This is a genomic window from Nodosilinea sp. AN01ver1 (assembly GCF_050565655.1).
Taxonomy (GTDB): domain Bacteria; phylum Cyanobacteriota; class Cyanobacteriia; order Phormidesmidales; family Phormidesmidaceae; genus Nodosilinea.
Window position 1 is genome coordinate 214,699 of sequence record NZ_JBNXVS010000001.1, and the last position, 22,305, is coordinate 237,003.

Genomic DNA, 22,305 nt, shown 5'->3' on the forward strand with positions numbered 1-22,305 from the left:
GGAACACCGGAATCTCGCCCTCTTCCTCACCATCCTCATCCTCCCCATCTCCATCTGCCCCATGTTCCATCCCTGGCGCGCCCTGCGGCTCACAATTCTGGCCCTGCTGCTGGGCTGCCTGTTGCTGCTGGCCCTGGCCGAACCAGCGATGGCATCGGTGCACACCTACCACGAACAGCCAGGGCAAACGACCTATCGATCGCGCCAAAGTTTGCGCGACCAAAACGAGGTGGCCTGGCAGGCAACGGTCTTTAAACGCTATGGAGAAGGACGTTTAGAGGGCGTATACCTGAGGCTGGTGGGGTTTCCGGGCCAGGGATTAGTCGATCGCCAGGGCGATCTGTCGGTGCAGACTGGTACGGCAACTCAGTGGGCAGCAGCGCCCTCACTGGATTCTCAAACTCAAACCTTGCCAGAAAACGTAGCGCAGTACGATATCGACCCAATCTTGAGCCACATTCAGCGCCCCGGCCCCCTCACGCTGGTTGTGCCTTTAGCCAATGGGACTGTCGCACGACTGGTGGTAGCGCCGTACATCGTTGAGGAGTGGCTCGATGTCTACTCCTTCAAAGACGGCGCTGAAGCCGCTGCTTGAGCAGCCTGTCTTGAGAAACCGCTCAGGGCTGGGTACCGCTGACGGTATGGGTTGTTTAAAAATAAAAAGCCGGGTAAGGCGCTATCACTGAGGAGCGAACCTCCACAATGTCCTGTGGCCCTACCCGGTCTTAGCTTTGGAGCACACGCGAGTCTACAGGATGTTTAGATAATCGGTCATAGAACAGAATCCGCCAATACATGAAAGTTCTGAAAAGTTCAGGACCTTGTTCAGGTGATGGGTAAACAGCCCTGTTTTGGTCAAGAACTGAGGCAAAAACCGTTCTCTTTCAACGCCTAACCATAGATTGTCAAAACAATATCTGCGATTGGGAACTTTCCAAATGCTATTTTCGTCTTTGCCTGACCCAAAAAATAGGCTTTAAAGCGATTCTCGATTGAGTGAGGTGCGTCGTTGCTGAGTGTTAGATTACCCAGTTCCTAGTCGATTAAGTTCTGCTCTGTTATCCCCTTATGCAACCGTGGTGGAGATCGCTACGATGTACTTCACCCGAGTGAACCCCGCCTTGTGGCGATATGGGTTATACCAATCAGCGTAATCGAGGCAATACTGGCTGGCTGTCAATATTGCGAAAGACTAAGTAACGCAACGGCATGTACCAATCCCCTGCTGCCGACGGATGACCAGCCAAATCGTCGGGTTAGGATGATCTTGCTAGTTTCTACGTCAGTTTCATGCTCGTCATTGTCTTAATTTTTGTGGTCGGCCTCACTCCAGCGATTGTGTCAGCGTGGATGAGCGTTCGCGCCGATCGGCACGAAAAGTGCGGCAGTGCTGCGGTGCCAACGGCCCTGGGGCAGAGCATGGCCAAACTGCTCGACAACAACAGTGATTTGCACTACGTCGATGGCATGGGCTACATGATTGGCGATATTACCTGCGATCTGAATGCGCGATCGCCCTATCTGCGCTGTGCCATGAACCCCATGGGCCCTTGCGACGGGTGCAGTGCCTACGCGCCTAAAGTATTCGATCGCCAGGTGTAGAGCCGATCAACTGGCGTTGAACGGCTGCCAATCGCTACCGATACATCACAATCCCCGCAAGGCACCTGGATTTCTGGGTGCCTTATTGGTGAATGGACTGGTGGCTAGGGCGCGATGGCCAAAGCACCGACCCCAAAGGGCCATCGCAGGCTCAGACCACTCTGGTACTAGCGCCCAATCGCCCTAACCGACAGGCTTGCGCTACAATCCTTAAAATAATCCTCTAAACTCCGACCGGAATACCGGGGTTTATGGGAGAATACGTAAGTAAACGCTAGGCAACGTATTTTGCACAGACTAACGGAGATTTGAGATGGCGCTTCAACTTGGCGATCAGGTACCTAACTTCACCCAGCAAACCAGCGAGGGTGAAATCGATTTTTACAGCTGGGCTGGCGATAGCTGGGTGGTGCTGTTTTCTCACCCCGCCGACTACACCCCTGTTTGCACCACCGAGCTGGGCAGCGTAGCCAAGCTCAAGCCCGAGTTTGAAAAGCGCGGCGTTAAAGTTATCGCCCTCAGCGTAGACAGCGCTGACTCGCACCAGGGCTGGATTGGCGATATCAACGAAACCCAGGGCGTTTCAGTCAACTACCCCATCATTGCCGACGACGACAAAAAGGTCTCTGACCTCTACGGCATGATTCACCCCAACGCGAACGCCAAGGTGACGGTGCGCAGCGTATTTGTGATTGACCCCAGCAAGAAGCTGCGGTTGACCATTACCTATCCGCCCAGCACCGGACGCAACTTTGCCGAAATTTTGCGGGTAATTGACTCACTGCAGCTCACCGACAACTACAGCGTAGCGACCCCCGTTGACTGGAAGGATGGCGATGACGTTGTGGTCTCCCCCACCATTCCTACCGAAGAAGCGAAGCAGCGCTTTCCCAAGGGTGTTACCGAAATCAAGCCCTATCTACGCATGACCCCTCAGCCCAACAAGTAGGGGATTTGAGTATTACTCACAACTCAGGCGCACTGCGGTGCGCCTTTTTTATGCCCAATTGGGTAGAGAGGAACGCGATCGCTGTATTAAACTCGCTCTAGAGATGCATTCCACAGGTCATGTTGTGCTAGATGAACAGGCTAAGAAGACGCTTTTGCGCAAAATTCCCCACGGCCTCTACATCTGTGGCGTTAAGAATGGGGAAGAGCTAAATGGCTTTACCGCTAGCTGGGTCATGCAGGCGTCTTTTCAGCCGCCGCTGGTGGTGAACTGCGTCAAAAACGACTCTACCTCCCACGAAATGGTCAAAGCGAGCGGCGTGTTTGCCATCAGCTTTTTAGAGGCAGGGCAAAAAGAGCTGGCCCAAAACTTCTTCAAGCCGCTGCGCCGGGTTGGCAACAAGTTTGAAGACATCGAATTTTACCCCGCTCCCGAAACCGGCTGCCCCGTCATCAAAGACACCCTGGGCTACGTCGAGTGTCGGGTGGTTGGAACTGTAGAGCACGGCGACCACACCGTCTTTGTGGGCGAGGTCGTTGGGGCTGCCGTACATCGCGAGGGCGAACCCCTGCTGCTGGAGAGCACCGGCTGGAACTACGGCGGCTAAAGGGGTAGCGATCCCTGAGCGAAGTCGTTCGCACTAGCGTCTCCCATAGGGAGAAAGGGGATGCATGGGTGGATGAATCTGTGGGCCTGCCCATCCATCCTGTGCTGCCCTCTGCCACCAATGCACCCAGGCTGCTTTGCGAGGCTTTTCGCCATATCTATATTCCTCTATCTATTTCCAGCACCATGCCTCTAATTAAAATTCAGACATCGATCGCCTCGCCCGCTCAGGCCGAGGTTGAAGGTCTCTTGAAAGATCTTTCCGCTAGTTTGGCCAGCCACCTGGGCAAGCCCGAGTCCTACGTAATGACGGCTTTTGAGGCCAATGTGCCGATGACCTTTGGTGGCACCACTGACCCCGTCTGCTACGTTGAGATCAAAAGCGTGGGCACCATGGGCAGCGCTAAAACCAAGGCCATGAGCCAAGAGTTTTGCGCTCAGCTCGAAACGGCTTTAGGCGTGCCTAAAAACCGTACTTATATTGAGTTCGCCGATGCCCCCGGCGCAATGTGGGGCTGGAACGGCGGCACCTTTGGTTAAGCCTAAAACGGTACGTCCTTATCGGGGTGGGAGGGCTGCTTAGCGGCTGCCTCAGAGGGTTTGAGGGGTGTTTGACTGAGGCCAGGGCCGTCGTCTAAATCGACCACCTGGCCATTGAAGAAGTGGGCAAAGTTTTTGACGGCTCGATCGAAGTCGCTGGCAATCTCTGGCAGCGATTGGGCATCTGGCTCCTTCGCCTCGGGCTGCTTCAGCTCGGGCCGGTTTACCTCGGGTTGGGCGACGGGAGCGGGTGGTTCAAAAACAGGTGGGGTAGGCGGTGGCTCAGCGGGGGCTGGTCGCTGGTCTATACCCTGGCTGGGGGCCAGGGCGATCGCGGGGGCTGGAGCCTCAGGCTTTGGGTCGGGCAGCACCTCCAGGGAGACCTGCACCTTTTGGCCCAGCACTTTTTGGAAAGCTGCTTCAACGTTTTCCACGCGGCCCTGGGCCATCTTGAACAGCGGTCTTGAGCTAATGCCTACCCGAGCGACCACGCCATCATAAAAGAGCAGGCTGCCCTGCTGCTGCATGAGGGCGCGGGTACCCAGGGGCTCTAGCACCGCAATAACCTGAACCCAGAGCTGGGCCAGGTTGGGCGCTGAGGTAGTGCCAGAGTCGGGGGGTGGGGTTCCCTGACCGTTGTGCGGCGGGGAGCTGGCGGCGACTGGCTCAGGGGTGTGCTGCTCAGGCGTTGCCCCGTTGGCTGTTTGAGAACTGGGTGCCTTCGGGGTCTCCGGTGCGATGCCATTGGCAGATTCTACTGTCGGTGAGGACAGGTTTGAGGGGGCGGATGCGGGCGGTGCGGTTAGGGATGCTGGATTAGCGGGTGGAGCTGGTTTGGCGATCGCGCCTGCTGTGGGCGGAGCGGCGATCGCCGTTGTAACCGTTGTCTGCCCCGCCAGGGTAGAGGGCAGCAGTCCCAGCAGCGTCACCTCTAGCCACAGTCGCGGCTGAGTTGTGTTTTTGACCTGTACCTCAGCGCTGCGCAAGTGTTGTTGACTCAATAAAAGAACTGTCGGATCCAAGTCCTGCACTAGCGTTTGCATATCGGCCCAGGTGGGGGGCGTAATCGCCACTAGATCCTGGCGATCGCCCGCCGTTTTGGCAATCAGCAAATCTCGGTAGAATCCGGCCAGGTTTTGTAGCACAATCAGCGGTTCGCGGCCGCGATCCATCAGTTTGCGGGCGCTGTCGAGTACGGTAGTGCCGTCGTCGCTGAAAATGGCCTGCACCAGGGCCAGCAGATCGCGCTCAGGCACTGCCCCCACCAGATCCCAGACGGCATCGGCCCCAACCGGTGGCTCTAGCAGGCTGAGCTGATCGAGCAAACTCTGAGCATCGCGCAGTCCGCCCTGAGACACCTGGGCCACCAGGCGCAGGGCCTCGTCATTGATGGCAATATCTTCTAAATCGGCAATTTTGCGCAGGTGGCCAATCATCGGCTCTAGGGGAATGCGCCGATAGTCAAACCGCTGGCAGCGCGAAATAATCGTCGGCAGTACCCGCTGCGGGTCGGTCGTCGCCAGGATAAACACCACGTTGCTGGGTGGTTCCTCCAGGGTTTTGAGCAGCGCATTAAACGCCGCCGTGCTCAACATGTGGCACTCGTCGATCACATAGACCTTGTAGCGACACTGCACCGGGGCAAACTGAGCCCGCTCGATCAGCTCCCGAATGTTGTCAACGCCTGTGTTGCTGGCGGCGTCAATCTCAATAAAGTCTAGGGCCGAGCCATTGGTAATTGAGCGGCAGGTTTCGCAGGTGCCGCAGGGATCTGGAGTGGGGTGGTCTTGAGCAATGCAGTTGAGCGATTTGGCGAGAATGCGGGCGCTGGAGGTTTTGCCCGTGCCCCGAGGGCCACAGAAGAGGTAGGCCGGAGCGATGCGCCGCTGGCGCAGGGCATTGGCCAGGGTGGTTGCGATCGCATCTTGCCCCACCAGAGCGCCAAAGGTCTGGGGGCGATACTTGTGGTGCAAAGGTTCGTAGGCCATAGCACTAAGATACCTTGCCGAACCCTGTCTCTGGTGCTTATTTCAGGGGGCTAAAAGCAGGGTGACGCTACAGGCTGTGGTTACGCCGTCGGCTGCCAGTGTTCTGGAAACTCGATGACCAGCGTTTCTAGTTCAGAGAGGGCACATTGGGTGGCCTGACCTCGCGCTGTGCACATGCGACTTTGGGTCTTTTGGGCCAGCGCCTTTACCCGCTCTACCGCTGCCGAAATTTCCTGCCGACGCTGGCGATCGCTAACGGGGCAGGGCGGCGCAGTAGGTAAGCAGTCGGCTACGGTCACCTCAGCTTCCCCTGCTTCGCGCGAGTAGCCTTGAAAATAAGCCAGTGCCAGCCGCCGAAACAACGTTTTTAGGTGGTCGGGGAGATCGTGCTCTACCTGGGCCGGTTTTTCTAATAGATCTACCAATTGACCCATGGCGTGGGCAATTAGGGTATTGTCTTGGCCACTGGTGGGGTAAATATCCTTAAGATCTAACCAGCAGGCCTCAAAGGCTTCCAGTTCTCGTAGCATCATGGGGTTAACTCATTGTGAGGGTAGCGTGACGAAGGTAGGTGCACCCTGCCCATGACCTTGGGTATGGCGTCTATGACAGACAGTTTGGTCTGAGACGGTTCCAGATCAAGAGTGATCTAGAGGTTTACGGCAACAGGCCCAGCGGGCCGAGCTTGCGATCTCAAAGGAGACGATTATCTAGATGGAATACTCTTAGCGTTAGAATGCCCCCCCAGCCCCTGGACCTTACAGGGATTAACCTGCAATTTTTAAGGATTGTACAGATCAAAATGGCCATTATTGAGCGAATTTATACCGACGGAGCCTGCTCCGGCAACCCTGGTCCCGGCGGCTGGGGCACCGTGCTGTACCTGACCGACGGCGGCGTGCACGAGCTGGGCGGTGGGGCCGCCCAAACCACCAACAACCGTATGGAAATGCAGGCCGCGATCGCAGGCCTCACTCTGCTGCGCGATAGCGGCCAGACGACGCCCGTCACCATTCATACCGATAGCGAGTACGTGCTGAAGGGCATCACCCAGTGGATTGCGGGCTGGAAGCGGCGAGGCTGGGTGAACTCAGCCAAAAAGCCCGTGCTCAACCGCGATCTGTGGGAAGTGCTGGATGCGGTGACCACCGAGGTCAACCAAACCCTCGATCGCCCCCTTCAGTGGGTGTACGTGCGCGGCCACTCGGGCGATGTGGGCAACGAGCGCTGCGATACGATTGCCCGCGCCTTTGCGGCCAACCGGGCGATCGCCCTTGCGACGGCAGCGCTACCCTAGCCGCCAGTGGGTACTCCAAAGCCGTAAAGGGGTACCGGGTTGTCGATAGGATGATCGAGAGCCGATTGAGTCTGACTATATATAGAGTGCTGTCTCCAGCGAGGAATGCCGTGCTGCTGTCTAAAGGGTTTGAAATTGAGATGTACACCGGCACCCCGGCTGGGGAAATTGTCGGTCTCTCCGATCGAATTGTGGCTGACCTCAACGGCTTTGTGCGCGAGCCCGACAGCCGCAATGTGGAGTACACCACCCCGCCCCTCTGCCAGTACGAAAAACTGCTGTGCGAACTCGTGCGCCCGCGCCACGAGCTGCGTCGCTACCTGAAAGGTTTGGGTAACTTCACGCTAGTGCCCGGCAGCACCCTGGCCCTGGGGTCAACCGATCGCTTCTACCGATCTGACCCCAACAACCCCTATCACAGCTATATCGAGCAGACCTACGGCACTACCGTAGTTACCGCCAGCGTCCACATCAATATCGGCATCTCAGATCCAGAGGTGCTGATGCGGGCCTGTCGGCTGGTGCGAGTTGAAGCCCCTCTGTACCTGGCGCTGACCGCCTCATCGCCGTTTTTAGGCGGCCAGGTTACCGGCTCCCACTCTAGCCGCTGGCAGGTGTTTCCCAAAACTCCGGCCCTGGTGCCGCTGTTTACCAGCCACGCCCACCACATTCAGTGGATGGAGAGGCAGCTAGCCGCAGGCACCATGCAGAATGTGCGCCACCTGTGGTCGGCGGTGCGGCCCAACGGCGATCGCCGCCCCTACAACCTCAATCGGCTAGAGTTGCGCATCTGCGATCTGATTAGCGACCCAGTAGCGCTGCTGGCCGTTACCGCCCTGCTCGAAGCGCGGCTGATTCAGCTGATTCAGAACCCTGAGTTGGATCCGTTGCTCATGAGTGAGTTCCCTGTAGACAGCCGCAATGACGACCTGGTGGCTCTAACCGACGCCAACGAAGCCGCCGTCGCCAGGCACAGCCTGGATGCTGAGCTGCGCCATTGGCAAGACGGCCGTCCCATCCTGGCTCGGCAGTGGGTGCAGCAGCTCTATGAGGAGGTCTGGCCGATCGCAAAAGCCAACGGCATTAGCTGCTTCCTCAGCCCGGTGAAGAAGATTTTGCGAGAGGGCAACGAAGCCCAGCGCTGGCTGCGGCAGCACGGGGCAGGGCAGTCGGTCGCTCAGGTGGTGCAGGGGGCGATCGCAGAGGTTGCCACCACCGAAGCGCTCCTAGCTCAAGAAATCTGCGAGCCTTGTGCTGCCTAAGGGTCCTTTCAGCTAGCCAAAAGGGCTAGCTAAAGGTAAATAATTACTTATAGGGGCAATAAGGAAAGCTTTTTCGGTAGAACCCGATCTCCCGTTTATGAAACAATTTTCGCCTAGGGTGAAATTACCGAAGGAAGTATTAATAAAATCTATATCCCCTAGACATTTTCTCCCTTGCCATGGATGAGCCTCAGCCCACCGGGTTAGGCTCCCTGTTTTAGCTCTGGTTCCTATGCCTGTCATTGTTCTGGTCAATCCTCAAATCCCTCCCAATACGGGCAACATAGCCCGCACCTGTGCCGCTACGGCAACGCCTCTACACCTGGTTGGTCCGCTCGGGTTCGACCTGAGCGATCGCGCCCTCAAGCGGGCTGGCCTAGACTACTGGCCCCAGGTTGACCTCACGCTGCACCCCGACTGGGAAACTTTTCATGCCCAGCAGCGTCTAAAGGGGGGACGAACCATTGGCTTTAGTACCTCTGGGCGATGTAGCTATACAGATATGGTCTATCGTCCTGACGATTGGCTGCTCTTTGGCAGTGAAACTGAGGGGTTGCCCAAGCAAATCCTGGCCAGCTGCGATGAAACCGCCGTGATTCCTATGGATCGCAGCATTGTTCGCAGCCTCAACCTATCCGTTAGTGCTGCTGTGGCGCTGTTTGAGGCCCTGCGTCAGCTGCGAACTTCCCACCCCGATTCTGATCTGACCTGAAGCTACCCTACTGCCGGGCTCCAACGCGGTCAACGCGATCGCCATCTTGCCTACCCTAGCGCTAGCGTGCCAATACCCGAGGCGTTTTTTTGAGGAACGTTTTGCTCCTAGATTAAAGTGGTCGATAGCCATAAAGTAATGAATTGGCTGCGATTTAGTATCGCCAAAGGCGCGCTCTAAAACCCAGTTATAGCAGTGACTTTTAGGGCTTATCTCTCAAAATTGGGCTCTATTTAACGATATAAGGCGCAGAAAAACGGCTCAAAAAATAAGTGGTTGCCGAGGATACAAATTTGGGGCAGCCGAGATAAGAAATTTATATGGCCTAGCTTGCATACCCCTGTTTCGGGGTTTGCCCTTGCCCATAAGACCCGAACAAAGCCTTTGGCTAAAAGCTCGATCGAGCCTATAAGCCAGGGCTTTTCGTGCTTTTTAGCGGCAATTCATCTTTGGCCAACGCCGCTTTGCGCTCAATATCATGCCATTTCGTGCTGATGTATTTTCTCGGTCAGGGGCATAGCAATACGCTTGCCAAATACTTTTTTTTAGGGTTAAACGTTTATGTTGTGCACGTGAAGTTCCCGGTCACGGGCTCAGTGTTCAGGGAGATGGCAGAGAATGTCTGGGTATTGATTTTCGTGTTAAGTCATGTAAACTTGCCTAGGTTGCCAAAGCGGGTTATTGTTACCAAGCCAAGGCGTAAATCTGTCGATCCGTTGTTGTTCTTCTGCTAACAGCTTGCCTTACAGCCTTTGAAAGACAGGGTTTTCGCCCCTTGGATGATTCCCTGTCTACTGGTTGGTGAGGCGTTCTACGGGCTGTTAAGCGCTGGTTTACAGGAGGTCGTTCCTTGAAACGCGTAGTTCCCAAAGAGTCTAAAGTTGACTGTCTACCCTCTAGTTTGAGTGACACTCAATCGGAGACTTCAGGAGGTTATCGTCGAGTGCAAACCTCGGCAGCCATGCTGGGCCTAGCCCTGTCTTTCGGAGCTTCTGCTCCTCTGCTCACCGAACCCGAGCTAGCCCTAGCTGCTGACGGCTCTCACTTAACCGTTCTACCTGCCGCCCATGGCGAGCAAGGCAAAGCACCCAAGCTGGTGCCGGCCCAAGCGGTTAATTCGTCGGCTTATCACAAAGTTGAACCTGGCGAGAGCCTCTGGAAAATTGCGGCACAGCACGAGGCCGATGTTCAGGCCATTAAGGCGGCCAACGGTATTGCTGCCGATGACAAATTGCGAGTTGGACAGGTTATTCGGGTGCCGTCCGTTGGCATGGATAATCTGACTTCTGCCACTGCCACCTCTCGCTTGGCCCTTCGAACTGGAGTAGCTGGGGGTGTTGGCGGTGATTTAGCGGCTGTTAACGGCTTGCTGCCCGATGACAACATTCCTTCGGTAGATGAACTCAATCAGGTTTGGGAACTGGATCAGGCTCTGTCCCTAGACGAGGAGGGTGAGCTTTCTGAAGATCTCGCGTTGGGGGATGCTGTTGCCGATGATGCAGCCGAGCCTGTCGAAACGACTGCGACCGTCGGTACTGCCTCTAGCGCTCCTGAGCTGGTAGCCTCTGAGACCCTTGCCCCTGAGTCTGTGGCATCTGAGCCAGGTCAAGCTTGGGTGGTCGCTGATGCCCAAGGTGCATCCGCCGACAGTCAGCAGACAGTTCAGGCCAGTGCCGTACCCGCTGCTCAATCTGCCCAGGCTGACTCGTTTCAGACCAGCCTGCCTCTTCACGATGGCGACGAGGTATCGGTAGTTCATTCTCAACCGGCCCCTCTGCCTGACACCGTCGCTGCTCGGGTCACAAGCGGCAAGAAAGATGTTGCTATGGCGGCACTACCTCTGCGATCGCCAAGTGCAGAGGTCGTTACTGACGCTAGTGCGCTGCGCTCCTACCAGGTAAAACCAGGCGATACGCTTTGGTCAGTTGCATCGAGCAACGGTGTCACCCTAGATGAGCTGCTCAGCCATAACAGTACTGTAGACAGCCCTGAATCTCTGCTGGTTGGCGATAGCATCAGCGTTCCAGTAGCCTCAGCCCCTGCTGAGGCGGCTGAGGCTACTGAACTACCTAGCGCATCAGCAAACGAGCTAGCGGCTGCCCCCGTAACTCGTGAGCAGGCTATTCGCAATCACCTGGCTCGCATTCGTGAATCTAACAGCGCCCTAGTCGATCGCGATGAGCTAAATGCTCGTATTCGTGAGGCTCGCCAAGAGCTGGAGCGGAGCCGCACCAGTGCAACTGCTCCGGCAAGGGTATCGCTTGAGTATCACGCGCCCCAGCCTACAGCTTCGGCTGTGCCAGCGATTGGCGGTGCTGAATCCGCTAGTGCTACAGCTCTGGCGGTGAGAGAGGGTGCTCAAACTACCGAAACTCAGTGGACAGTTACTGACGCTGCTAAGGATGAGTCTCAGACTGTTGCTGCCCTTGGTACGGTGCTTGAACCCGCTAGCGCAGCTGCCGAGCAACCTGCGCAGGTAGATACTGTGCGGCCAGAGAGTGAGGCTATTCCCAGTCAGCTGCTGGCTGCGGCACCCCTAGGGGCTGATGCCTACCGGGTTGCGCCCAACCTGCCCGTGGGGCAGACTGTTACGCCTAACATGCCAATGATGCCGGGGGCTGACCAGTTTTTGCCTGAGGCACCCAGTATATCTAACGGGTTTGTTTGGCCTACCCAGGGTGTATTCACTTCAGGCTATGGCTGGCGCTGGGGTCGCATGCACCGGGGTATTGACATTGCCGGGCCGGTTGGTACGCCGGTTGTTGCGGCGGCTTCAGGGGTGGTTGTGCGATCGGGGTGGAACTCTGGTGGCTACGGCAACCTGGTGGACATCCGCCATGCCGATGGCAGCATGACCCGCTATGCCCACAACAGCCGCTTGCTGGTGCGCGAAGGTCAGCAGGTCAGCCAGGGTCAGCAAATTTCTGAAATGGGGAGTACTGGTTATAGCACCGGGCCTCACCTTCACTTTGAGATTCACCCAGCCAACAGTGGAGCGGTCAACCCCATGGCCTATCTGCCAAGCCGCTAGATGATGATTCTATGAGCTGAAGGCGAGCCGATAGTTTTATTGGCTTGCCTTCAGTGTCGGCAGAATTTTGCCCTAGCTGAGGTCACAGCAAAATTGCGGTCAATGACTTGGTATGTTGCCTGTTTTGTGATAGATTCATTAACTGTTGGCTGACTAGTAAAGCGCAGCTTTGGTTGGCAAAAACATGTGCCACGGCTCAGTAGCTCAGTGGTAGAGCAGGGGACTCATAAGCCCTTGGTCGCGTGTTCAAATCACGCCTGAGCCATCTTTTTAATGTCTGCAAACCGCTCAGAACCCCTACAGTCAGGGAGTTCTGGGCGGTTTACGTTTTGTTAACCCTCCCTGATACTCCCTAACCCTCCCTAACCCCCCGTGGCTTTTAGGCCAGATTTTAGGCGTATGGATTTTCAGGGCAGATTGAAGCAGGCGAACAGTCGCCTTCGCACCGGCAAGGTAGGCGTGGCGATCGAGCTGGCCGGGAAGCGGCTTTGTCTACGAGCCACGTTGCCACCCAGGCCGGGCAGCTCAAAGATAGGGCCATATCAGCAGCGGCTGTTTCTGGGCCACCATGCCAACCCTGCCGGGTTGAAGCTGGCAGAGGTTGAAGCCAAGCGCGTAGGGCTGCTGCTGGAGGCGAGAGAGTTTGATTGGGCCGATTACGGGGCCACCGGCGAGAGCCGCACCGTTGCTGATTGGATTACAGCCTTCGAGCGTGACTACTTTACCCGTCGCCAGCGGTCGGCCAAGACAGAGACAACCTGGCGCGATGACTACATGAAGGCCTTCGGCAAGCTGCCCCAAGGGGCGGTGCTGACGGTGGATCTGCTGCGGGCCACCATAGAGGCCACCAGGCCCGACAGCCGGACTCGAAAGCGGGTGTGTGACTGTCTGGGGCGGCTGGCTACGTTCGCAGGCCTAGAGGCCGATTTTAGGTCCCTCAAGGGCCACTACTCGACTACCACGACAGAGGTGCGAGAGGTGCCGCCTGACGGGCTGATAGCGGAGACCTGGGCCACCATACCGAACCCGGCCTGGCAGTGTGCCTATGGGCTGATGGCTGCTTATGGCCTCAGGAATCATGAGCTGTTCTATCTCGACTTCTCAAAGATGCCGGTGCTGCTGGTGCTCGACGGCAGCAAGACCGACTTTCACCGGGTCTACCCACTGTACCCGGAGTGGGTCGAGCAGTTTGGGCTCAACTGTCCCCAGTTGCCCCCCTGCACGGGCGCGAACAACAGTGCTCTGGGCCACCGGGTGACGCGGGCCTTTGAGCGCTATGCGGTGCCGTTTAACCCCTACGATTTGCGCCACGCCTGGGCGGTGCGATCGCTAGAGTTTGGCCTGCCGGTGGAGCTGGCCGCGCAGCAGATGGGGCACTCGGTCAAGGTGCATTGCGACACCTACCACCGATGGATCAGTGAGGAGGTTCACGATCGCGCCTATCGGGTGCTGATGGCGAGGGCCGATCGGCCTCAACCGCCATCGGGAATGGCGTAATCCTGACAATAGTGCGATCGCCATCGCAATCTGGGCAGGTAATGTAGCTAGTCTCAAATCGACTACACTCTGGATGTCGAACGCAGCCGGATCCATCGCAAGTAGGGCAAGTGTCCTCAGAAATGTCACCGCAGTTTGGGCACCATTCCAGATACCCCATTCCAGAGCAGTCTTCGCAGTACTCTGTTTCTCCGGGAGAGAAGTTAATGGGATCTTCTTCATAGAGGTCAGTTTCGCCCTCTCCACCACAGGTGTCACAGGATTGGGTGCGAATTGCCCCGCCGCATTTAGGGCAATGATCGCCTGTGTACTCCCACTCAGGATCGTAAGTCATCTGCTACGCCCCCCTGTTTTCCTGAGGGACGTTTAACAGCTTTTCTATCCTGGCTAGATGCCAGCGGTAGGTTGGTCGCGCCGCCTGGGGCCGGGCGATGTTTCGGTAATGGGTTCCCTGCGTGAACAGTTCATCGCGCAGCCGCCACAGTTGCTTGTCGCTGATGCCCAGGGCTGAGCAGGCCGCGCCGGTGGTAACCCAATTGCTGTTGAGCTTAGTCATGGCCCTGGCCCTCCAGCACATCAAAGATGGTTAGCTGCCGCTGCCGCTTTTGAAGGCCAAGCTGGCCGATCAGCTGCACCAGGCCCCGCCGATTTAGTGTCCTGGGGTCTTCGCCACCACACATGGGCTTTAGATCTGCCCAGCGCTGGTAGCCCAGCTCCAGCCGGAGGACATCGGCCTGAGCTATCAAATCGCCCAAGTATTCGCCGCCGGTGCTGGCGGGGGTGGCCGTCGCCTGCTGGGGGCCGCGATTTTTACGAAGGATGGGGCGTTCACGCATAGCTGCCCCCTGTTGATAACCCCTCTCTCCCCCCTGCACCCCCCTCTTTCCCCCCCGGAGATAAGTTTTTTAAATCGGAGGAAATCAGGCTACACGTTTCATTCTCCCCCCAAAGACGTGTAACAGGCGCTAAATCAGCACTTTCGAGGCTTTCCCTGACCTGCGCCAGGATAGCGCTCATAGAGGCGCGATCGCCCTCTGGCTGGGCTGTTACAGGTTCTGATGTGCGATCGCACTCCGTGACCTGCTCTGGATGCCAGAGATCGCGGTTTTTGTAGAGTGTGGTGGCACTGCACCGGGCATAGGTACACAGGCTGCTGACCAGCTCGCGAATGCTGAGGCCAGCAAACCGAACGGAGCGGATTGCCTCAGCGATGCGGGCACGGGCATCGCTGGCGCGCTCCTGGGCGACGTCCACCAGCGATCGCCTTTCTCGCAGTGGCTCACTGCCCAACGGCCAGTAGTAGTTCTCAGCAGCCCTGGCCCACACGCAGGCTCTGCGCCATATCTCATGCTGGTGGCTGCACCAGCGCTCGTAGCCGGGTCGGGTGGTGGCGATGCGCTCGACGTACTCGGCCAGCTCAACGCCGCTGAGCCCCTCGAAGACGCGGCCATAGCAGGCAAACTCTTTTAGGAGCTGGTTGGTTTGCCCTGCACCTGTCCACCCTTCGGCTATCACCCCCTCCAGGTCGTTGCGCCAGCTCTCGACCGGGCCGGTGGCACGCTGCCGACGGCGGCGGTTGCGGCGGGCCACCACGAGGGCCTGCTCGAATGCGTCTCGGTCTTGGTGCAGTAGAGCGTTATCCCATAGGGCAAAAAAACGGGCCAGGTCGTAGGCTCCGTTCATGGGCTGGCAGTCGTCGGTGAGGATGCAGCTGCCGGCGGCGGGTTGCAGGGGTAGCCGGTGGCCGTTGTAGTTGCTGAACTCCCCCAGCCAAAACTTGGTGTAGGCCTTCATGTTGGGGAAGACCTCGCACTGGCCACCGGCAATGTGGATGCCCTGGGCCTCAAGGGCCATGGTGAGGGCACATGCCACGCTGAAGGTGGGGTAGGCTTTGGGCAGGGGGCAGTAGAGGTGAACGCCACCGCTCCAGCTGCTGCGGATAGTGATCGTCCTCACAATGCCGATGGTCTCCAGGGCTTCTCGCACCAGGTCGAGCTGGTCGATGTAGGGACTGTTGGCATCGATGTCGATCAGGCCATATTTAGTGTTCGACCCAAACCGGACACCGATGACCTGAGAGGCGTCTTGATAGCGTGTCCAAAGGCTTCTAGGCTTGATGGGATACTTTGAGTTGGTTGACCATTTAGTGGTTGTGGCGCTATCTTCTAACGAAGCTTCGAGCCAGTTCCAGCGGTAGCTGAACAGCTCACACAATCTCTGGCCAAGGGGGCTTTTTGGGAGGGGTTCCATAAAGTTCTCTAAGTAGATGACGGAAAACGGCGATCGCCCCCTCAGAAGGCGATCGCCGTTTTTTTAGAAAACGAGTTCAGCGTCTGCCTCGTCCGGCTGGCCTGGGGTCAACGCTGGCAGCGATGGAAGGTTAGGAGCTTGGGGGTTAATGCCCTGGGTTCTGAGGAACTGAGCAACCTGGTTCCACTGGTCGGTAGCTTCAGCAATCTTCCTCTCCAGCTCTCTCAGCTCGCGCTGGTTGCTGTAGAGGCGGTTATAAAACTCCCTCGCTTGGCCTTCCCCGGCAGAGAGCGAAACGGCTTTATCTCTCAGGTGCTCAACGACTTGAGCTATGTCGTCGCCTTCCTCTAACTGGACTCTGAAGCCGATCTTCTCGTTGCTGTAGTCGCCCAGGTTGAAGAGAGCTGAGAACTCTACGTGCGTGGTTTTCATGGCATAGCCTTTAGGTAGTAACGACAACGGCGATCGCCCCATCGGGCCATCGCCGTTTTTTTGTGCTCAAGATTTGTCTGAAATTGGCTGAATCACAGGTCTGTCACGTGTTGTGGGGATAATTGGGCAACCAAGTGAGGGGAATGCTTGGCCGCGCCCCCTCACCTGGCTATTGCAAATACGAAGTGGACTTCGCTACAGTATTCTACACGAAGTCCACTTCGACGTAGTGGACTTCGCAAAATGTCTAAAGGTCACCCGTTTGTGAAAAGACGCAAGGCCCTCAATCTCACTCAGGCTGAGGTGGCAAATTCAATTGGTCTGTCTACCAGGGCGATTCAGCTCTGGGAAGCTGGTACGCACGAACCGCGCTTGACTCTCCGTCAAGTTGTGGAGTTGTGTCGACTGATGCAATGCGGGCCAGAAGATTTAGCCTCTGATTTTGAGGAGATTCACAAAACGACATAGCAAACACGGGGGTCGCCGTCCAAAGCTCACCCCCGCGCCTGTCCACTGTTCACTTAGTACAGCGACACTATGATGCTACCCAATTGCACAGCCCCCGCCACGGGGGCCGAATCCGTTCGCCCATGCGAGCCCTGGCAGATCTACATGTTCAGAGGCTATCAATGGGTGCCCGTGGGGGCCTGTGGCAGTCGCGCCCTGGCCGAGGTCCATATCAGCAGCCTACGCAAGATGATGCGCGGCTATCTATTCCAGCTCGTGTGGGAGGGCGAAGCCGATGCTGCATGAATTCAAAGGCCGTCGACACGACATGGACACCCCAGACGAAGCAAAAGAGTTTGAGAAGGTCGTCAAAGCAGAAACCGGCGCTACCCAGGCAACCTACCAAGGCGTTGATGCTCAAACGCTGCGAACCGTTGTGAGCACTGATTCTGCAACCGTCTACGCCGATGTGGACTACGACGGCAACATCTCGATCGAAGACGTTGTGCCTCACAGTCGGGAGGGCGAAGGCGATGCCTAGACATGGCTGCAACATGTGCCACGGCACCGGCAAGATAGCCGAAATCCTCAAAGGCGGTGGCCTTAAAAAGTGGCCTTGCTCCGGCTGCGACGGCAAAGGCTGGCATGACCGCGAAAGCTGGTCCAACAAAGACACTCCCCTTCCGTGGAACAAAAAGAAGGAGGGCGATTAGTGCGGTACAAACCCTATCTAATGGCCCAGGTAAACGGCCTCTCAAGCCTGAATCTGCTCGTGGGCCTGCTCATTCTCTCGGCCCTGCTCAACGCCTGCATGGAGCCCGTCGCCGCCCCCGAGCGGGGAACGTTGCCGGGGGAGTTTGCCCCTGGCGCGCATCCCTACGGCATAGACGGCACGGTAAACGACCAACAGGCCCTAACTGTAGAGTCGCTGGCCTGGCCGCAAGACCATGAAGCGATGACGACTCTGCTAGGTTTCCCGCTGCACTTTAGCGGCCCCTATGACTACTACCAGTACGGCGATCGCTGGCTGGTCATTCGCAACGATGGCCCTATGGCCGTTGGTTACCACTATGAGGAGAGAAGGTAATGCCCTGGCCTTTTTGGGGAACCGATGACACTATCGACGATGAGGAGCGCGACTACCTCAATAACCATTGTAGGGAAGGCGTTGACCCTCGCTCTGTCTGGGACGACTTTGGAGACAAAGAGGTCGATCATAAGGTCGAACAGCGTGATGATGACGTTCACTGCTCGACAGAGCAGGAAACGGAAGATTACTATAACGACAACCGGCCTAGCGGCTGGTGGCCACTCTAGCTAGGTGGAAACGATGAACATCGAAATCCAATTTCTAAAGGGGGACGCCCCTGACTTTGGCCCTTGCACCTCAGTTCAAGCTGAGACATATCGAGTTATCAAGGAACTTCTAATTCCTGGTAAGCGGGTTATGCGGTCTGAGATTTTAGCTCGTCTAAATCTCAAAGATCCACGGCCTTACTACTCGCGGTTAACTCACCTGCAAGAGAAGGGGTATCTCCGCTGGAGAGAAGCCCCAAAGCAGGCAACAGCTTAGACGATGACTCGGCTCCTTAGCCAACACCAGTAACCCCCGGCTGAGAAACCGGGGGTTTTTTAATGCCGATCGCGCTCTAAATCGTGAATGGCCTTGTCTGCACACCATTTAGCATCACGGGTCGGGTTGGCGACAGATACGGCCCTCACCAGGCGCTCAGACGCGGCCCTGTTGCCCGTGTACTTATCAAGCCGGGCTATCTCCCACAAGGGAATGTGTACCGGGGTCGCTGGCCTTTTAGGCAAAGGAATAATGTAGGCCGGGTTGAGCTTAGAACCCACGCACGGCGGCGGCGGCGGCGGTTGGTTGGGGTTAGGTGTGGCCATGTACCGGGCTGCAGATTTACCCCTCAATAATTCCCGCCGTGTGCAGGCTCATCAGTAAGCCATTTGGCTGATTATTTCACCACTTCCATCACCACCACGGCCAAGGCCACCACGCTCGCGGCCACCACTACCCGGTACACCTTGCCCGCCGTTGTTCGGCCCGAGAAAACCCACTCGACAGCGTAATAGAGCGAGTCGGCATAGGTTCGCGGTGCTGGTGCTGGTGCCGGTGCTGGTGGGTCAGCAGCTGGCCGATGGTCGATCGGCGTAGTGCTCGCCACTGTCGGCGGCCCCAGCTCATGCTCTGGCACCGTGTCTTGAGCATTCTCTACTACCTGTATCCTGGCCCGCGGCCCCAGGTCAATGCGGTCTCCTATCGTTATGGGTTGAGGCCGCTTGGGCGGTGCAACCCGCTTGCCATTCAGGTACGTGCCGTTTTCGCTGCCCAGGTCGCTAATCGACCAGCAATCGTTGGCGTAGGAGTAGCTGATCACCGCATGGCGAGCGCTAATCGTGCGCAGATTAAGCGTGAGCTGGGCCGTAGGGCTGCGGCCTAGAATCCACTCCCCGGTTTCCTGCTCTGGGGCCTGAAGCTCGTAGTCGAGCTTTTCCCAGACAGGATCGCCAAACCCCTCTACAAAGTGGAGGGTGAGCCGGTGAGTAGTGGGCTGCTCAGGCATTAGAAAACTTCACGGGTATTCGGTGCTCAGTCGCTATCTGCTGCCACCCTGACGCGGCCACATGGCCTGGTAGATTCAAAGTTTTGCAGTGGTTATAGGTCGCTTGTAGCGCCTCTGCATTGGCCACCAGCGCCGCCATCTTTAGATCTTCCCGCCAGGTCGCCGGTAGAGTCTCTGACCACGTTCTAAACGATTCTGACTGAAGCAGGGCCAGGCGGAAGGCGGGCCAGTCGGGGGGCAGCAGCTCCGGCTCGGCCTGGGGCGGCTCGTAGGGCTCCCAGTCGCCAGCATCGTAGGCCGCTTGCAGCGCGTCTTGAGTCGCCTGGCTATTTGGAAACTGAGAGGCAAAATCGGGCTGCCCCTCGATCACATCAAAGATGCAGCCCCTAACAGAGATTTTCATGCCCGTATTCGCCGGTATAAAGCTATTAACCCGCCTCTCCTGATTACCCCTGCCGATCCTTGCCTTAGTGCTCTCATAGCTGAGCCTGGCAAATCCCCAGCAGCATGGATCGAAGGCGTCTCAAGCATTGATACATACGTGTTTACGGCGGTTGTTGTCAGCCCTGCCAAATTTCTGCTGTCAAAAATCAGGCCACCATTTAAGCCGAAAAACTCCCAGTAATCATTCCCTGATTGTGGGGCGCTTGCTAAAGCACAGTTGAGCCTATGCCCTAACAACTTGTAGGCAAAACCCATAGGGTTGCCGTACGTGCCCGTCGTGGCAGATATTTGCGTTGCCCAATTAAAAAGCGTGACAAATTCAGTTGCGGGCTTCTCCCAGTAGGTGCCATCCCACTGCCAAGTTTCAACGATTAGCCCCCCAGCACTGCGCTCGCGCCACGTTGCTCCAGCCGCTGGCGACGATGGCTCCGCCTGCTGATCGTAGGTAAAAGCTGTCGGCCTGGTTTGGAGGGTAGCAATTGCGTCTGTATGGCCTGAGCTGGCAGCAGACAGAGCGGCGATCGCCGTGTTTTGAGCGCTCTCGTCTGCCTCAATGGCGGCAATGGCGATGTCCTGGATCGTTTGGCTGCTGTCGAGGCTGGCAATGTCAGCGGCGAGGGCGTCAATCGCTGCTGATTGGTCGCTGTTCACAGGCAAAAAAGTTGTCGGCGGCTCTGGCTCCGGTCGGCCTACATAGAATGCCTGGTCTGCTTCGCTGTAGGCCATCTCCCCAAATTGCAAGTCAGGCGGAGGCCCACTGCCCAGGGTGCGACGGACGATTATCTTATGCTCCGTCATACACCCCCCCATCAATAATCAGGTCGGAGATGGCGGCATCGTCCTTAGTCTCAACGGCAAAGCCGACAATCGTTATGAAGCTATCCTGCACATTTTGAGGGTAAACAACCCGTGCCTTCATTACACTATCGGCACTCATATAGAGTCCCTTTTCAAAGCCTAACAACGGCAAAACATTAACCGGGCTAATCTGTTTCGATATGCGCACGTTCTCCAATAATTCATATTCCGAACCGCTTTCATCTTCCATCGAAAAGGCAATGCCATTTATCGCCCGATTATCGGTGAAGATTTGAAGCTGAATGATTTTGCCTGCCCATCGGCCCCCGGTAAAATCTGGAGTCGCAAGGGTGCCCGGTTGGTATAGGTCAGTCAGAGACGGAACCCCAGTTCTAAAGGTGGTAATAATCTGAACTGTTCTAGCCTCTGGCATAGCTAACCTAATTTTGCATCAATGGCTTCAAGCTTAACTCTCGTAGCGTCGAGCTGGTCTAAGACTTCATCTCCCACTGCCCCAGAATAGGAGTAGACTACTACTCCAAGACTGGTTAGCCAGGGCTTAGGAATAAACGATAGTTTTAGAGTTTCACTAGATTGATTGAAAATGAGGATTTCAAAATCCGAATTTAGCCGTATGTAACGCTTGTCTAAAACAGCAATAGGAATGCCCGGAAAGTCATCTTCAATCGTCAAGTCATCCTTAGGGAAATCGACAACCCTTAGTAGAGTGCCCGCACTATTCCAGGTTGGCGGGGCCTTTGCCATGCTGCATTTGATAGCAATCACCGACGAGTCGATCAGCACGGGAATGTCAAAGGGTTGAAGCCAGCGCCGGTTAAAGCGGTAGGTTGCTTTGTCCTCAACAGTTGGCACCTTAACGCCAGCCCACTCTAGCTGCCAGTTACCGGCGACTCCAATATCAAGCGTTTTGCCTATAGGCAGCATTCGTGGTTCTCCAGGCCCTCGTGAAAGTCGATCGCATCGATGCCGGTCTGGTCGAGGGCGGTCAGGTAATCGTCATAGGTGAGGTTGCCCTTCAGGTACTCAGAAAGCGCCACGGCCCGCAGGCACATGCCATCCATCAGCACGTTCTGTATGTGCTCTGGCAGGCTCGGATCGTGAACGTAGGGCGTGGCTAGCATGTCGCTGATGTTGCCCTTGGGGATGAGGATTTCGGCCATAGCTGTAGGAGAGGTAAGGTGCGGCCTGGGGGCCAGGGCGGCGGCTGCCCCCCAGGTGGTTGAGCAGTGGTTGCCAGTTAGAGCACGTAGTTCTCGCGCTCTGGCTCGATCCACAGGCGACCGTTGGCACCTAGAGCAGCTGCTACAGCAGTTTTAATCAGCTGGGCACTGGTACGAAGGTCTTCCAGGGTAACGGCTCCGGTTTTTTCGCTCAGGGGTGCCGTGTAGCTGTTGCGGGCTGCGCCTACAGCCGTTTTCGTGTACTTAACGACTCGGGTGCCCCAAGGGGTAAAGCTGGCCGTCTTGGTGCCGCCCAAAACCGCCTTAATTTTGGTTGCCTGGAAATTGGTCACTGGCAGAAATTCATCTAGGGCAACGTACTCTAGCCCTAATCGCACAGCTCCAGCGCCGGGGACGGCGGTTTCGGATAGCCCCTCAAAGAAGTTGACGGCGGTTTGAGAGGTGCGAAGTTGCACTTGTGCCGGTGCTGGGGTTGCGCCCGACATCATCAGCAAAGAACGATAGCCAACGTTGATTCTGGGGAGGTCTACAACAGTGGTGTTTTGGGTGTCTGGGTTTGAATTGCGGTTGGCATAGTACTGCTCTCTTGCAGCAGCTTTTTGAGCGCGATCGGCCAAAATGTAACTAGGAACTCGACGGGCCATAAGTGGCTACCTCTGTGTAATGGTG

29 protein-coding genes and 1 tRNA gene are annotated in these 22,305 nt (G+C 56.8%); 16 read left to right on the forward strand and 14 right to left on the reverse strand.

What is annotated here, in order from left to right; all coding sequences use genetic code 11:
• The first annotated feature begins 61 nt into the window (after window positions 1-61).
• The 5 genes from ACQ4N7_RS01045 to ACQ4N7_RS01065 all read left to right on the forward strand — a co-directional run bounded on the left by ACQ4N7_RS01045 (window position 62) and on the right by ACQ4N7_RS01065 (window position 3,697).
• Window positions 62-595 (forward strand): DUF3122 domain-containing protein, encoded by a 534-nt coding sequence (locus ACQ4N7_RS01045; protein WP_430709763.1) that lies wholly within the window; start codon window positions 62-64, stop codon window positions 593-595.
• A 695-nt stretch (window positions 596-1,290) separates the two neighbouring features.
• Complete coding sequence (locus ACQ4N7_RS01050; protein ID WP_430709764.1) at window positions 1,291-1,602, forward strand: DUF6464 family protein; 312 nt, start codon at window positions 1,291-1,293, stop codon at window positions 1,600-1,602.
• A gap of 313 nt (window positions 1,603-1,915) precedes the next feature.
• On the forward strand, window positions 1,916-2,551 hold the full coding sequence (locus ACQ4N7_RS01055; protein WP_430709765.1) for a peroxiredoxin: 636 nt from the start codon (window positions 1,916-1,918) through the stop codon (window positions 2,549-2,551).
• Window positions 2,552-2,675: 124 nt separating this feature from the next.
• Window positions 2,676-3,158, forward strand: a complete 483-nt coding sequence (locus ACQ4N7_RS01060) for a flavin reductase family protein (protein WP_430709766.1) — start codon at window positions 2,676-2,678, stop codon at window positions 3,156-3,158.
• A 185-nt stretch (window positions 3,159-3,343) separates the two neighbouring features.
• On the forward strand, window positions 3,344-3,697 hold the full coding sequence (locus ACQ4N7_RS01065) for a phenylpyruvate tautomerase MIF-related protein (RefSeq protein ID WP_430710057.1): 354 nt from the start codon (window positions 3,344-3,346) through the stop codon (window positions 3,695-3,697).
• Between the two features lie 2 nt (window positions 3,698-3,699).
• Here the strand turns inward: ACQ4N7_RS01065 and ACQ4N7_RS01070 are convergent, their stop codons facing one another.
• On the reverse strand, window positions 3,700-5,685 hold the full coding sequence (locus ACQ4N7_RS01070) for a DNA polymerase III subunit gamma/tau (protein ID WP_430709767.1): 1,986 nt from the start codon (window positions 5,683-5,685) through the stop codon (window positions 3,700-3,702).
• Window positions 5,686-5,765: 80 nt separating this feature from the next.
• Window positions 5,766-6,218, reverse strand: a complete 453-nt coding sequence (locus ACQ4N7_RS01075) for a hypothetical protein (RefSeq protein WP_430709768.1) — start codon at window positions 6,216-6,218, stop codon at window positions 5,766-5,768.
• Window positions 6,219-6,487: 269 nt separating this feature from the next.
• Here ACQ4N7_RS01075 and rnhA point away from each other — a divergent pair, with 269 nt between their 5' ends.
• The 6 genes from rnhA to ACQ4N7_RS01105 all read left to right on the forward strand — a co-directional run bounded on the left by rnhA (window position 6,488) and on the right by ACQ4N7_RS01105 (window position 13,484).
• The gene (gene rnhA / locus ACQ4N7_RS01080) at window positions 6,488-6,982 is read left to right on the forward strand and encodes a ribonuclease HI (protein ID WP_194058058.1); all 495 of its coding nucleotides are present in this window, start codon (window positions 6,488-6,490) and stop codon (window positions 6,980-6,982) included.
• A 110-nt stretch (window positions 6,983-7,092) separates the two neighbouring features.
• Entirely contained in the window at window positions 7,093-8,244 is a 1,152-nt protein-coding gene (gene gshA / locus ACQ4N7_RS01085) for a glutamate--cysteine ligase (protein WP_430709769.1), read from the forward strand.
• Between the two features lie 232 nt (window positions 8,245-8,476).
• Complete coding sequence (locus ACQ4N7_RS01090) at window positions 8,477-8,956, forward strand: tRNA (cytidine(34)-2'-O)-methyltransferase (protein WP_430709770.1); 480 nt, start codon at window positions 8,477-8,479, stop codon at window positions 8,954-8,956.
• Window positions 8,957-9,899: 943 nt separating this feature from the next.
• Window positions 9,900-11,987, forward strand: a complete 2,088-nt coding sequence (locus ACQ4N7_RS01095) for a peptidoglycan DD-metalloendopeptidase family protein (protein WP_430709771.1) — start codon at window positions 9,900-9,902, stop codon at window positions 11,985-11,987.
• A 193-nt stretch (window positions 11,988-12,180) separates the two neighbouring features.
• A tRNA-Met gene (locus tag ACQ4N7_RS01100) sits at window positions 12,181-12,252 on the forward strand.
• A 134-nt stretch (window positions 12,253-12,386) separates the two neighbouring features.
• On the forward strand, window positions 12,387-13,484 hold the full coding sequence (locus tag ACQ4N7_RS01105; RefSeq protein ID WP_430709772.1) for a site-specific integrase: 1,098 nt from the start codon (window positions 12,387-12,389) through the stop codon (window positions 13,482-13,484).
• A 337-nt stretch (window positions 13,485-13,821) separates the two neighbouring features.
• On the opposite strand, the gene ACQ4N7_RS01110 is transcribed toward ACQ4N7_RS01105, so the two are convergent.
• From ACQ4N7_RS01110 to ACQ4N7_RS01125, 4 genes are all read right to left on the reverse strand, one after another.
• The gene (locus ACQ4N7_RS01110; protein WP_430709773.1) at window positions 13,822-14,040 is read right to left on the reverse strand and encodes a DNA-binding protein; all 219 of its coding nucleotides are present in this window, start codon (window positions 14,038-14,040) and stop codon (window positions 13,822-13,824) included.
• A complete protein-coding gene (locus ACQ4N7_RS01115) occupies window positions 14,033-14,320 on the reverse strand; it encodes a hypothetical protein (protein WP_430709774.1) in 288 nt (95 codons plus the stop codon). Before ACQ4N7_RS01115 ends, ACQ4N7_RS01110 begins: the two co-directional genes overlap by 8 nt.
• Entirely contained in the window at window positions 14,313-15,734 is a 1,422-nt protein-coding gene (locus ACQ4N7_RS01120) for a hypothetical protein (protein ID WP_430709775.1), read from the reverse strand. Before ACQ4N7_RS01120 ends, ACQ4N7_RS01115 begins: the two co-directional genes overlap by 8 nt.
• A 63-nt stretch (window positions 15,735-15,797) precedes the next feature.
• Window positions 15,798-16,166 carry a hypothetical protein gene (locus ACQ4N7_RS01125; protein WP_430709776.1) on the reverse strand — a complete coding sequence of 123 codons (369 nt, stop codon included), beginning with the start codon at window positions 16,164-16,166 and terminating at the stop codon, window positions 15,798-15,800.
• A 243-nt stretch (window positions 16,167-16,409) separates the two neighbouring features.
• Between ACQ4N7_RS01125 and ACQ4N7_RS01130 the strand changes: the two genes are divergently transcribed.
• The 5 genes from ACQ4N7_RS01130 (at window position 16,410) to ACQ4N7_RS01150 (ending at window position 17,930) form a co-directional block, all read left to right on the forward strand.
• Complete coding sequence (locus ACQ4N7_RS01130; RefSeq protein WP_430709777.1) at window positions 16,410-16,634, forward strand: helix-turn-helix transcriptional regulator; 225 nt, start codon at window positions 16,410-16,412, stop codon at window positions 16,632-16,634.
• A 69-nt stretch (window positions 16,635-16,703) separates the two neighbouring features.
• Window positions 16,704-16,919, forward strand: a complete 216-nt coding sequence (locus ACQ4N7_RS01135; protein ID WP_430709778.1) for a hypothetical protein — start codon at window positions 16,704-16,706, stop codon at window positions 16,917-16,919.
• A complete protein-coding gene (locus ACQ4N7_RS01140; protein ID WP_430709779.1) occupies window positions 16,909-17,154 on the forward strand; it encodes a hypothetical protein in 246 nt (81 codons plus the stop codon). Before ACQ4N7_RS01135 ends, ACQ4N7_RS01140 begins: the two co-directional genes overlap by 11 nt.
• A 171-nt stretch (window positions 17,155-17,325) precedes the next feature.
• Window positions 17,326-17,700, forward strand: a complete 375-nt coding sequence (locus ACQ4N7_RS01145; protein ID WP_430709780.1) for a hypothetical protein — start codon at window positions 17,326-17,328, stop codon at window positions 17,698-17,700.
• Window positions 17,700-17,930: a hypothetical protein gene (locus ACQ4N7_RS01150; protein ID WP_430709781.1), complete on the forward strand. Its 231-nt coding sequence runs from the start codon at window positions 17,700-17,702 to the stop codon at window positions 17,928-17,930. The genes ACQ4N7_RS01145 and ACQ4N7_RS01150 overlap by 1 nt, the downstream gene beginning before the upstream one ends.
• 315 nt (window positions 17,931-18,245) lie before the next feature.
• Here ACQ4N7_RS01150 and ACQ4N7_RS01155 read toward each other — a convergent pair whose 3' ends face one another.
• The 8 genes from ACQ4N7_RS01155 to ACQ4N7_RS01190 all read right to left on the reverse strand — a co-directional run bounded on the left by ACQ4N7_RS01155 (window position 18,246) and on the right by ACQ4N7_RS01190 (window position 22,280).
• Complete coding sequence (locus ACQ4N7_RS01155) at window positions 18,246-18,512, reverse strand: hypothetical protein (RefSeq protein ID WP_430709782.1); 267 nt, start codon at window positions 18,510-18,512, stop codon at window positions 18,246-18,248.
• A 71-nt stretch (window positions 18,513-18,583) separates the two neighbouring features.
• Window positions 18,584-19,192 carry an FHA domain-containing protein gene (locus ACQ4N7_RS01160; RefSeq protein ID WP_430709783.1) on the reverse strand — a complete coding sequence of 203 codons (609 nt, stop codon included), beginning with the start codon at window positions 19,190-19,192 and terminating at the stop codon, window positions 18,584-18,586.
• Window positions 19,185-19,595 carry a hypothetical protein gene (locus ACQ4N7_RS01165; RefSeq protein WP_430709784.1) on the reverse strand — a complete coding sequence of 137 codons (411 nt, stop codon included), beginning with the start codon at window positions 19,593-19,595 and terminating at the stop codon, window positions 19,185-19,187. The genes ACQ4N7_RS01160 and ACQ4N7_RS01165 overlap by 8 nt, the downstream gene beginning before the upstream one ends.
• Entirely contained in the window at window positions 19,592-20,362 is a 771-nt protein-coding gene (locus tag ACQ4N7_RS01170) for a hypothetical protein (RefSeq protein WP_430709785.1), read from the reverse strand. Before ACQ4N7_RS01170 ends, ACQ4N7_RS01165 begins: the two co-directional genes overlap by 4 nt.
• 58 nt (window positions 20,363-20,420) lie before the next feature.
• Window positions 20,421-20,867, reverse strand: a complete 447-nt coding sequence (locus ACQ4N7_RS01175; RefSeq protein ID WP_430709786.1) for a hypothetical protein — start codon at window positions 20,865-20,867, stop codon at window positions 20,421-20,423.
• A gap of 2 nt (window positions 20,868-20,869) precedes the next feature.
• Window positions 20,870-21,379, reverse strand: coding sequence for a hypothetical protein (locus tag ACQ4N7_RS01180; RefSeq protein WP_430709787.1), 510 nt, complete (start codon window positions 21,377-21,379; stop codon window positions 20,870-20,872).
• Window positions 21,367-21,615 carry a hypothetical protein gene (locus ACQ4N7_RS01185; protein WP_430709788.1) on the reverse strand — a complete coding sequence of 83 codons (249 nt, stop codon included), beginning with the start codon at window positions 21,613-21,615 and terminating at the stop codon, window positions 21,367-21,369. Before ACQ4N7_RS01185 ends, ACQ4N7_RS01180 begins: the two co-directional genes overlap by 13 nt.
• Before the next feature lie 77 nt (window positions 21,616-21,692).
• Window positions 21,693-22,280 carry a hypothetical protein gene (locus ACQ4N7_RS01190; RefSeq protein WP_430709789.1) on the reverse strand — a complete coding sequence of 196 codons (588 nt, stop codon included), beginning with the start codon at window positions 22,278-22,280 and terminating at the stop codon, window positions 21,693-21,695.
• Window positions 22,281-22,305: the final 25 nt, after the last annotated feature.

Excerpts from the sequence above, each read along its gene's own strand:
- ACQ4N7_RS01045 (WP_430709763.1), top strand. The coding sequence starts at position 62 with ATGTTCCATCCCTGGCGCGCCCTGCGGCTCACAATTCTGGCCCTGCTG.
- ACQ4N7_RS01050 (WP_430709764.1), top strand. The coding sequence starts at position 1,291 with ATGCTCGTCATTGTCTTAATTTTTGTGGTCGGCCTCACTCCAGCGATT.
- ACQ4N7_RS01055 (WP_430709765.1), top strand. The coding sequence starts at position 1,916 with ATGGCGCTTCAACTTGGCGATCAGGTACCTAACTTCACCCAGCAAACC.
- ACQ4N7_RS01065 (WP_430710057.1), top strand. The coding sequence starts at position 3,344 with ATGCCTCTAATTAAAATTCAGACATCGATCGCCTCGCCCGCTCAGGCC.
- ACQ4N7_RS01070 (WP_430709767.1), bottom strand. The coding sequence starts at position 5,685 with ATGGCCTACGAACCTTTGCACCACAAGTATCGCCCCCAGACCTTTGGC.
- ACQ4N7_RS01075 (WP_430709768.1), bottom strand. The coding sequence starts at position 6,218 with ATGATGCTACGAGAACTGGAAGCCTTTGAGGCCTGCTGGTTAGATCTT.
- rnhA (WP_194058058.1), top strand. The coding sequence starts at position 6,488 with ATGGCCATTATTGAGCGAATTTATACCGACGGAGCCTGCTCCGGCAAC.
- ACQ4N7_RS01090 (WP_430709770.1), top strand. The coding sequence starts at position 8,477 with ATGCCTGTCATTGTTCTGGTCAATCCTCAAATCCCTCCCAATACGGGC.
- ACQ4N7_RS01105 (WP_430709772.1), top strand. The coding sequence starts at position 12,387 with ATGGATTTTCAGGGCAGATTGAAGCAGGCGAACAGTCGCCTTCGCACC.
- ACQ4N7_RS01110 (WP_430709773.1), bottom strand. The coding sequence starts at position 14,040 with ATGACTAAGCTCAACAGCAATTGGGTTACCACCGGCGCGGCCTGCTCA.
- ACQ4N7_RS01115 (WP_430709774.1), bottom strand. The coding sequence starts at position 14,320 with ATGCGTGAACGCCCCATCCTTCGTAAAAATCGCGGCCCCCAGCAGGCG.
- ACQ4N7_RS01120 (WP_430709775.1), bottom strand. The coding sequence starts at position 15,734 with ATGGAACCCCTCCCAAAAAGCCCCCTTGGCCAGAGATTGTGTGAGCTG.
- ACQ4N7_RS01125 (WP_430709776.1), bottom strand. The coding sequence starts at position 16,166 with ATGAAAACCACGCACGTAGAGTTCTCAGCTCTCTTCAACCTGGGCGAC.
- ACQ4N7_RS01130 (WP_430709777.1), top strand. The coding sequence starts at position 16,410 with ATGTCTAAAGGTCACCCGTTTGTGAAAAGACGCAAGGCCCTCAATCTC.
- ACQ4N7_RS01135 (WP_430709778.1), top strand. The coding sequence starts at position 16,704 with ATGATGCTACCCAATTGCACAGCCCCCGCCACGGGGGCCGAATCCGTT.
- ACQ4N7_RS01140 (WP_430709779.1), top strand. The coding sequence starts at position 16,909 with ATGCTGCATGAATTCAAAGGCCGTCGACACGACATGGACACCCCAGAC.
- ACQ4N7_RS01150 (WP_430709781.1), top strand. The coding sequence starts at position 17,700 with ATGCCCTGGCCTTTTTGGGGAACCGATGACACTATCGACGATGAGGAG.
- ACQ4N7_RS01155 (WP_430709782.1), bottom strand. The coding sequence starts at position 18,512 with ATGGCCACACCTAACCCCAACCAACCGCCGCCGCCGCCGCCGTGCGTG.
- ACQ4N7_RS01160 (WP_430709783.1), bottom strand. The coding sequence starts at position 19,192 with ATGCCTGAGCAGCCCACTACTCACCGGCTCACCCTCCACTTTGTAGAG.
- ACQ4N7_RS01165 (WP_430709784.1), bottom strand. The coding sequence starts at position 19,595 with ATGAAAATCTCTGTTAGGGGCTGCATCTTTGATGTGATCGAGGGGCAG.
- ACQ4N7_RS01170 (WP_430709785.1), bottom strand. The coding sequence starts at position 20,362 with ATGGCCTACAGCGAAGCAGACCAGGCATTCTATGTAGGCCGACCGGAG.
- ACQ4N7_RS01175 (WP_430709786.1), bottom strand. The coding sequence starts at position 20,867 with ATGCCAGAGGCTAGAACAGTTCAGATTATTACCACCTTTAGAACTGGG.
- ACQ4N7_RS01180 (WP_430709787.1), bottom strand. The coding sequence starts at position 21,379 with ATGCTGCCTATAGGCAAAACGCTTGATATTGGAGTCGCCGGTAACTGG.
- ACQ4N7_RS01185 (WP_430709788.1), bottom strand. The coding sequence starts at position 21,615 with ATGGCCGAAATCCTCATCCCCAAGGGCAACATCAGCGACATGCTAGCC.
- ACQ4N7_RS01190 (WP_430709789.1), bottom strand. The coding sequence starts at position 22,280 with ATGGCCCGTCGAGTTCCTAGTTACATTTTGGCCGATCGCGCTCAAAAA.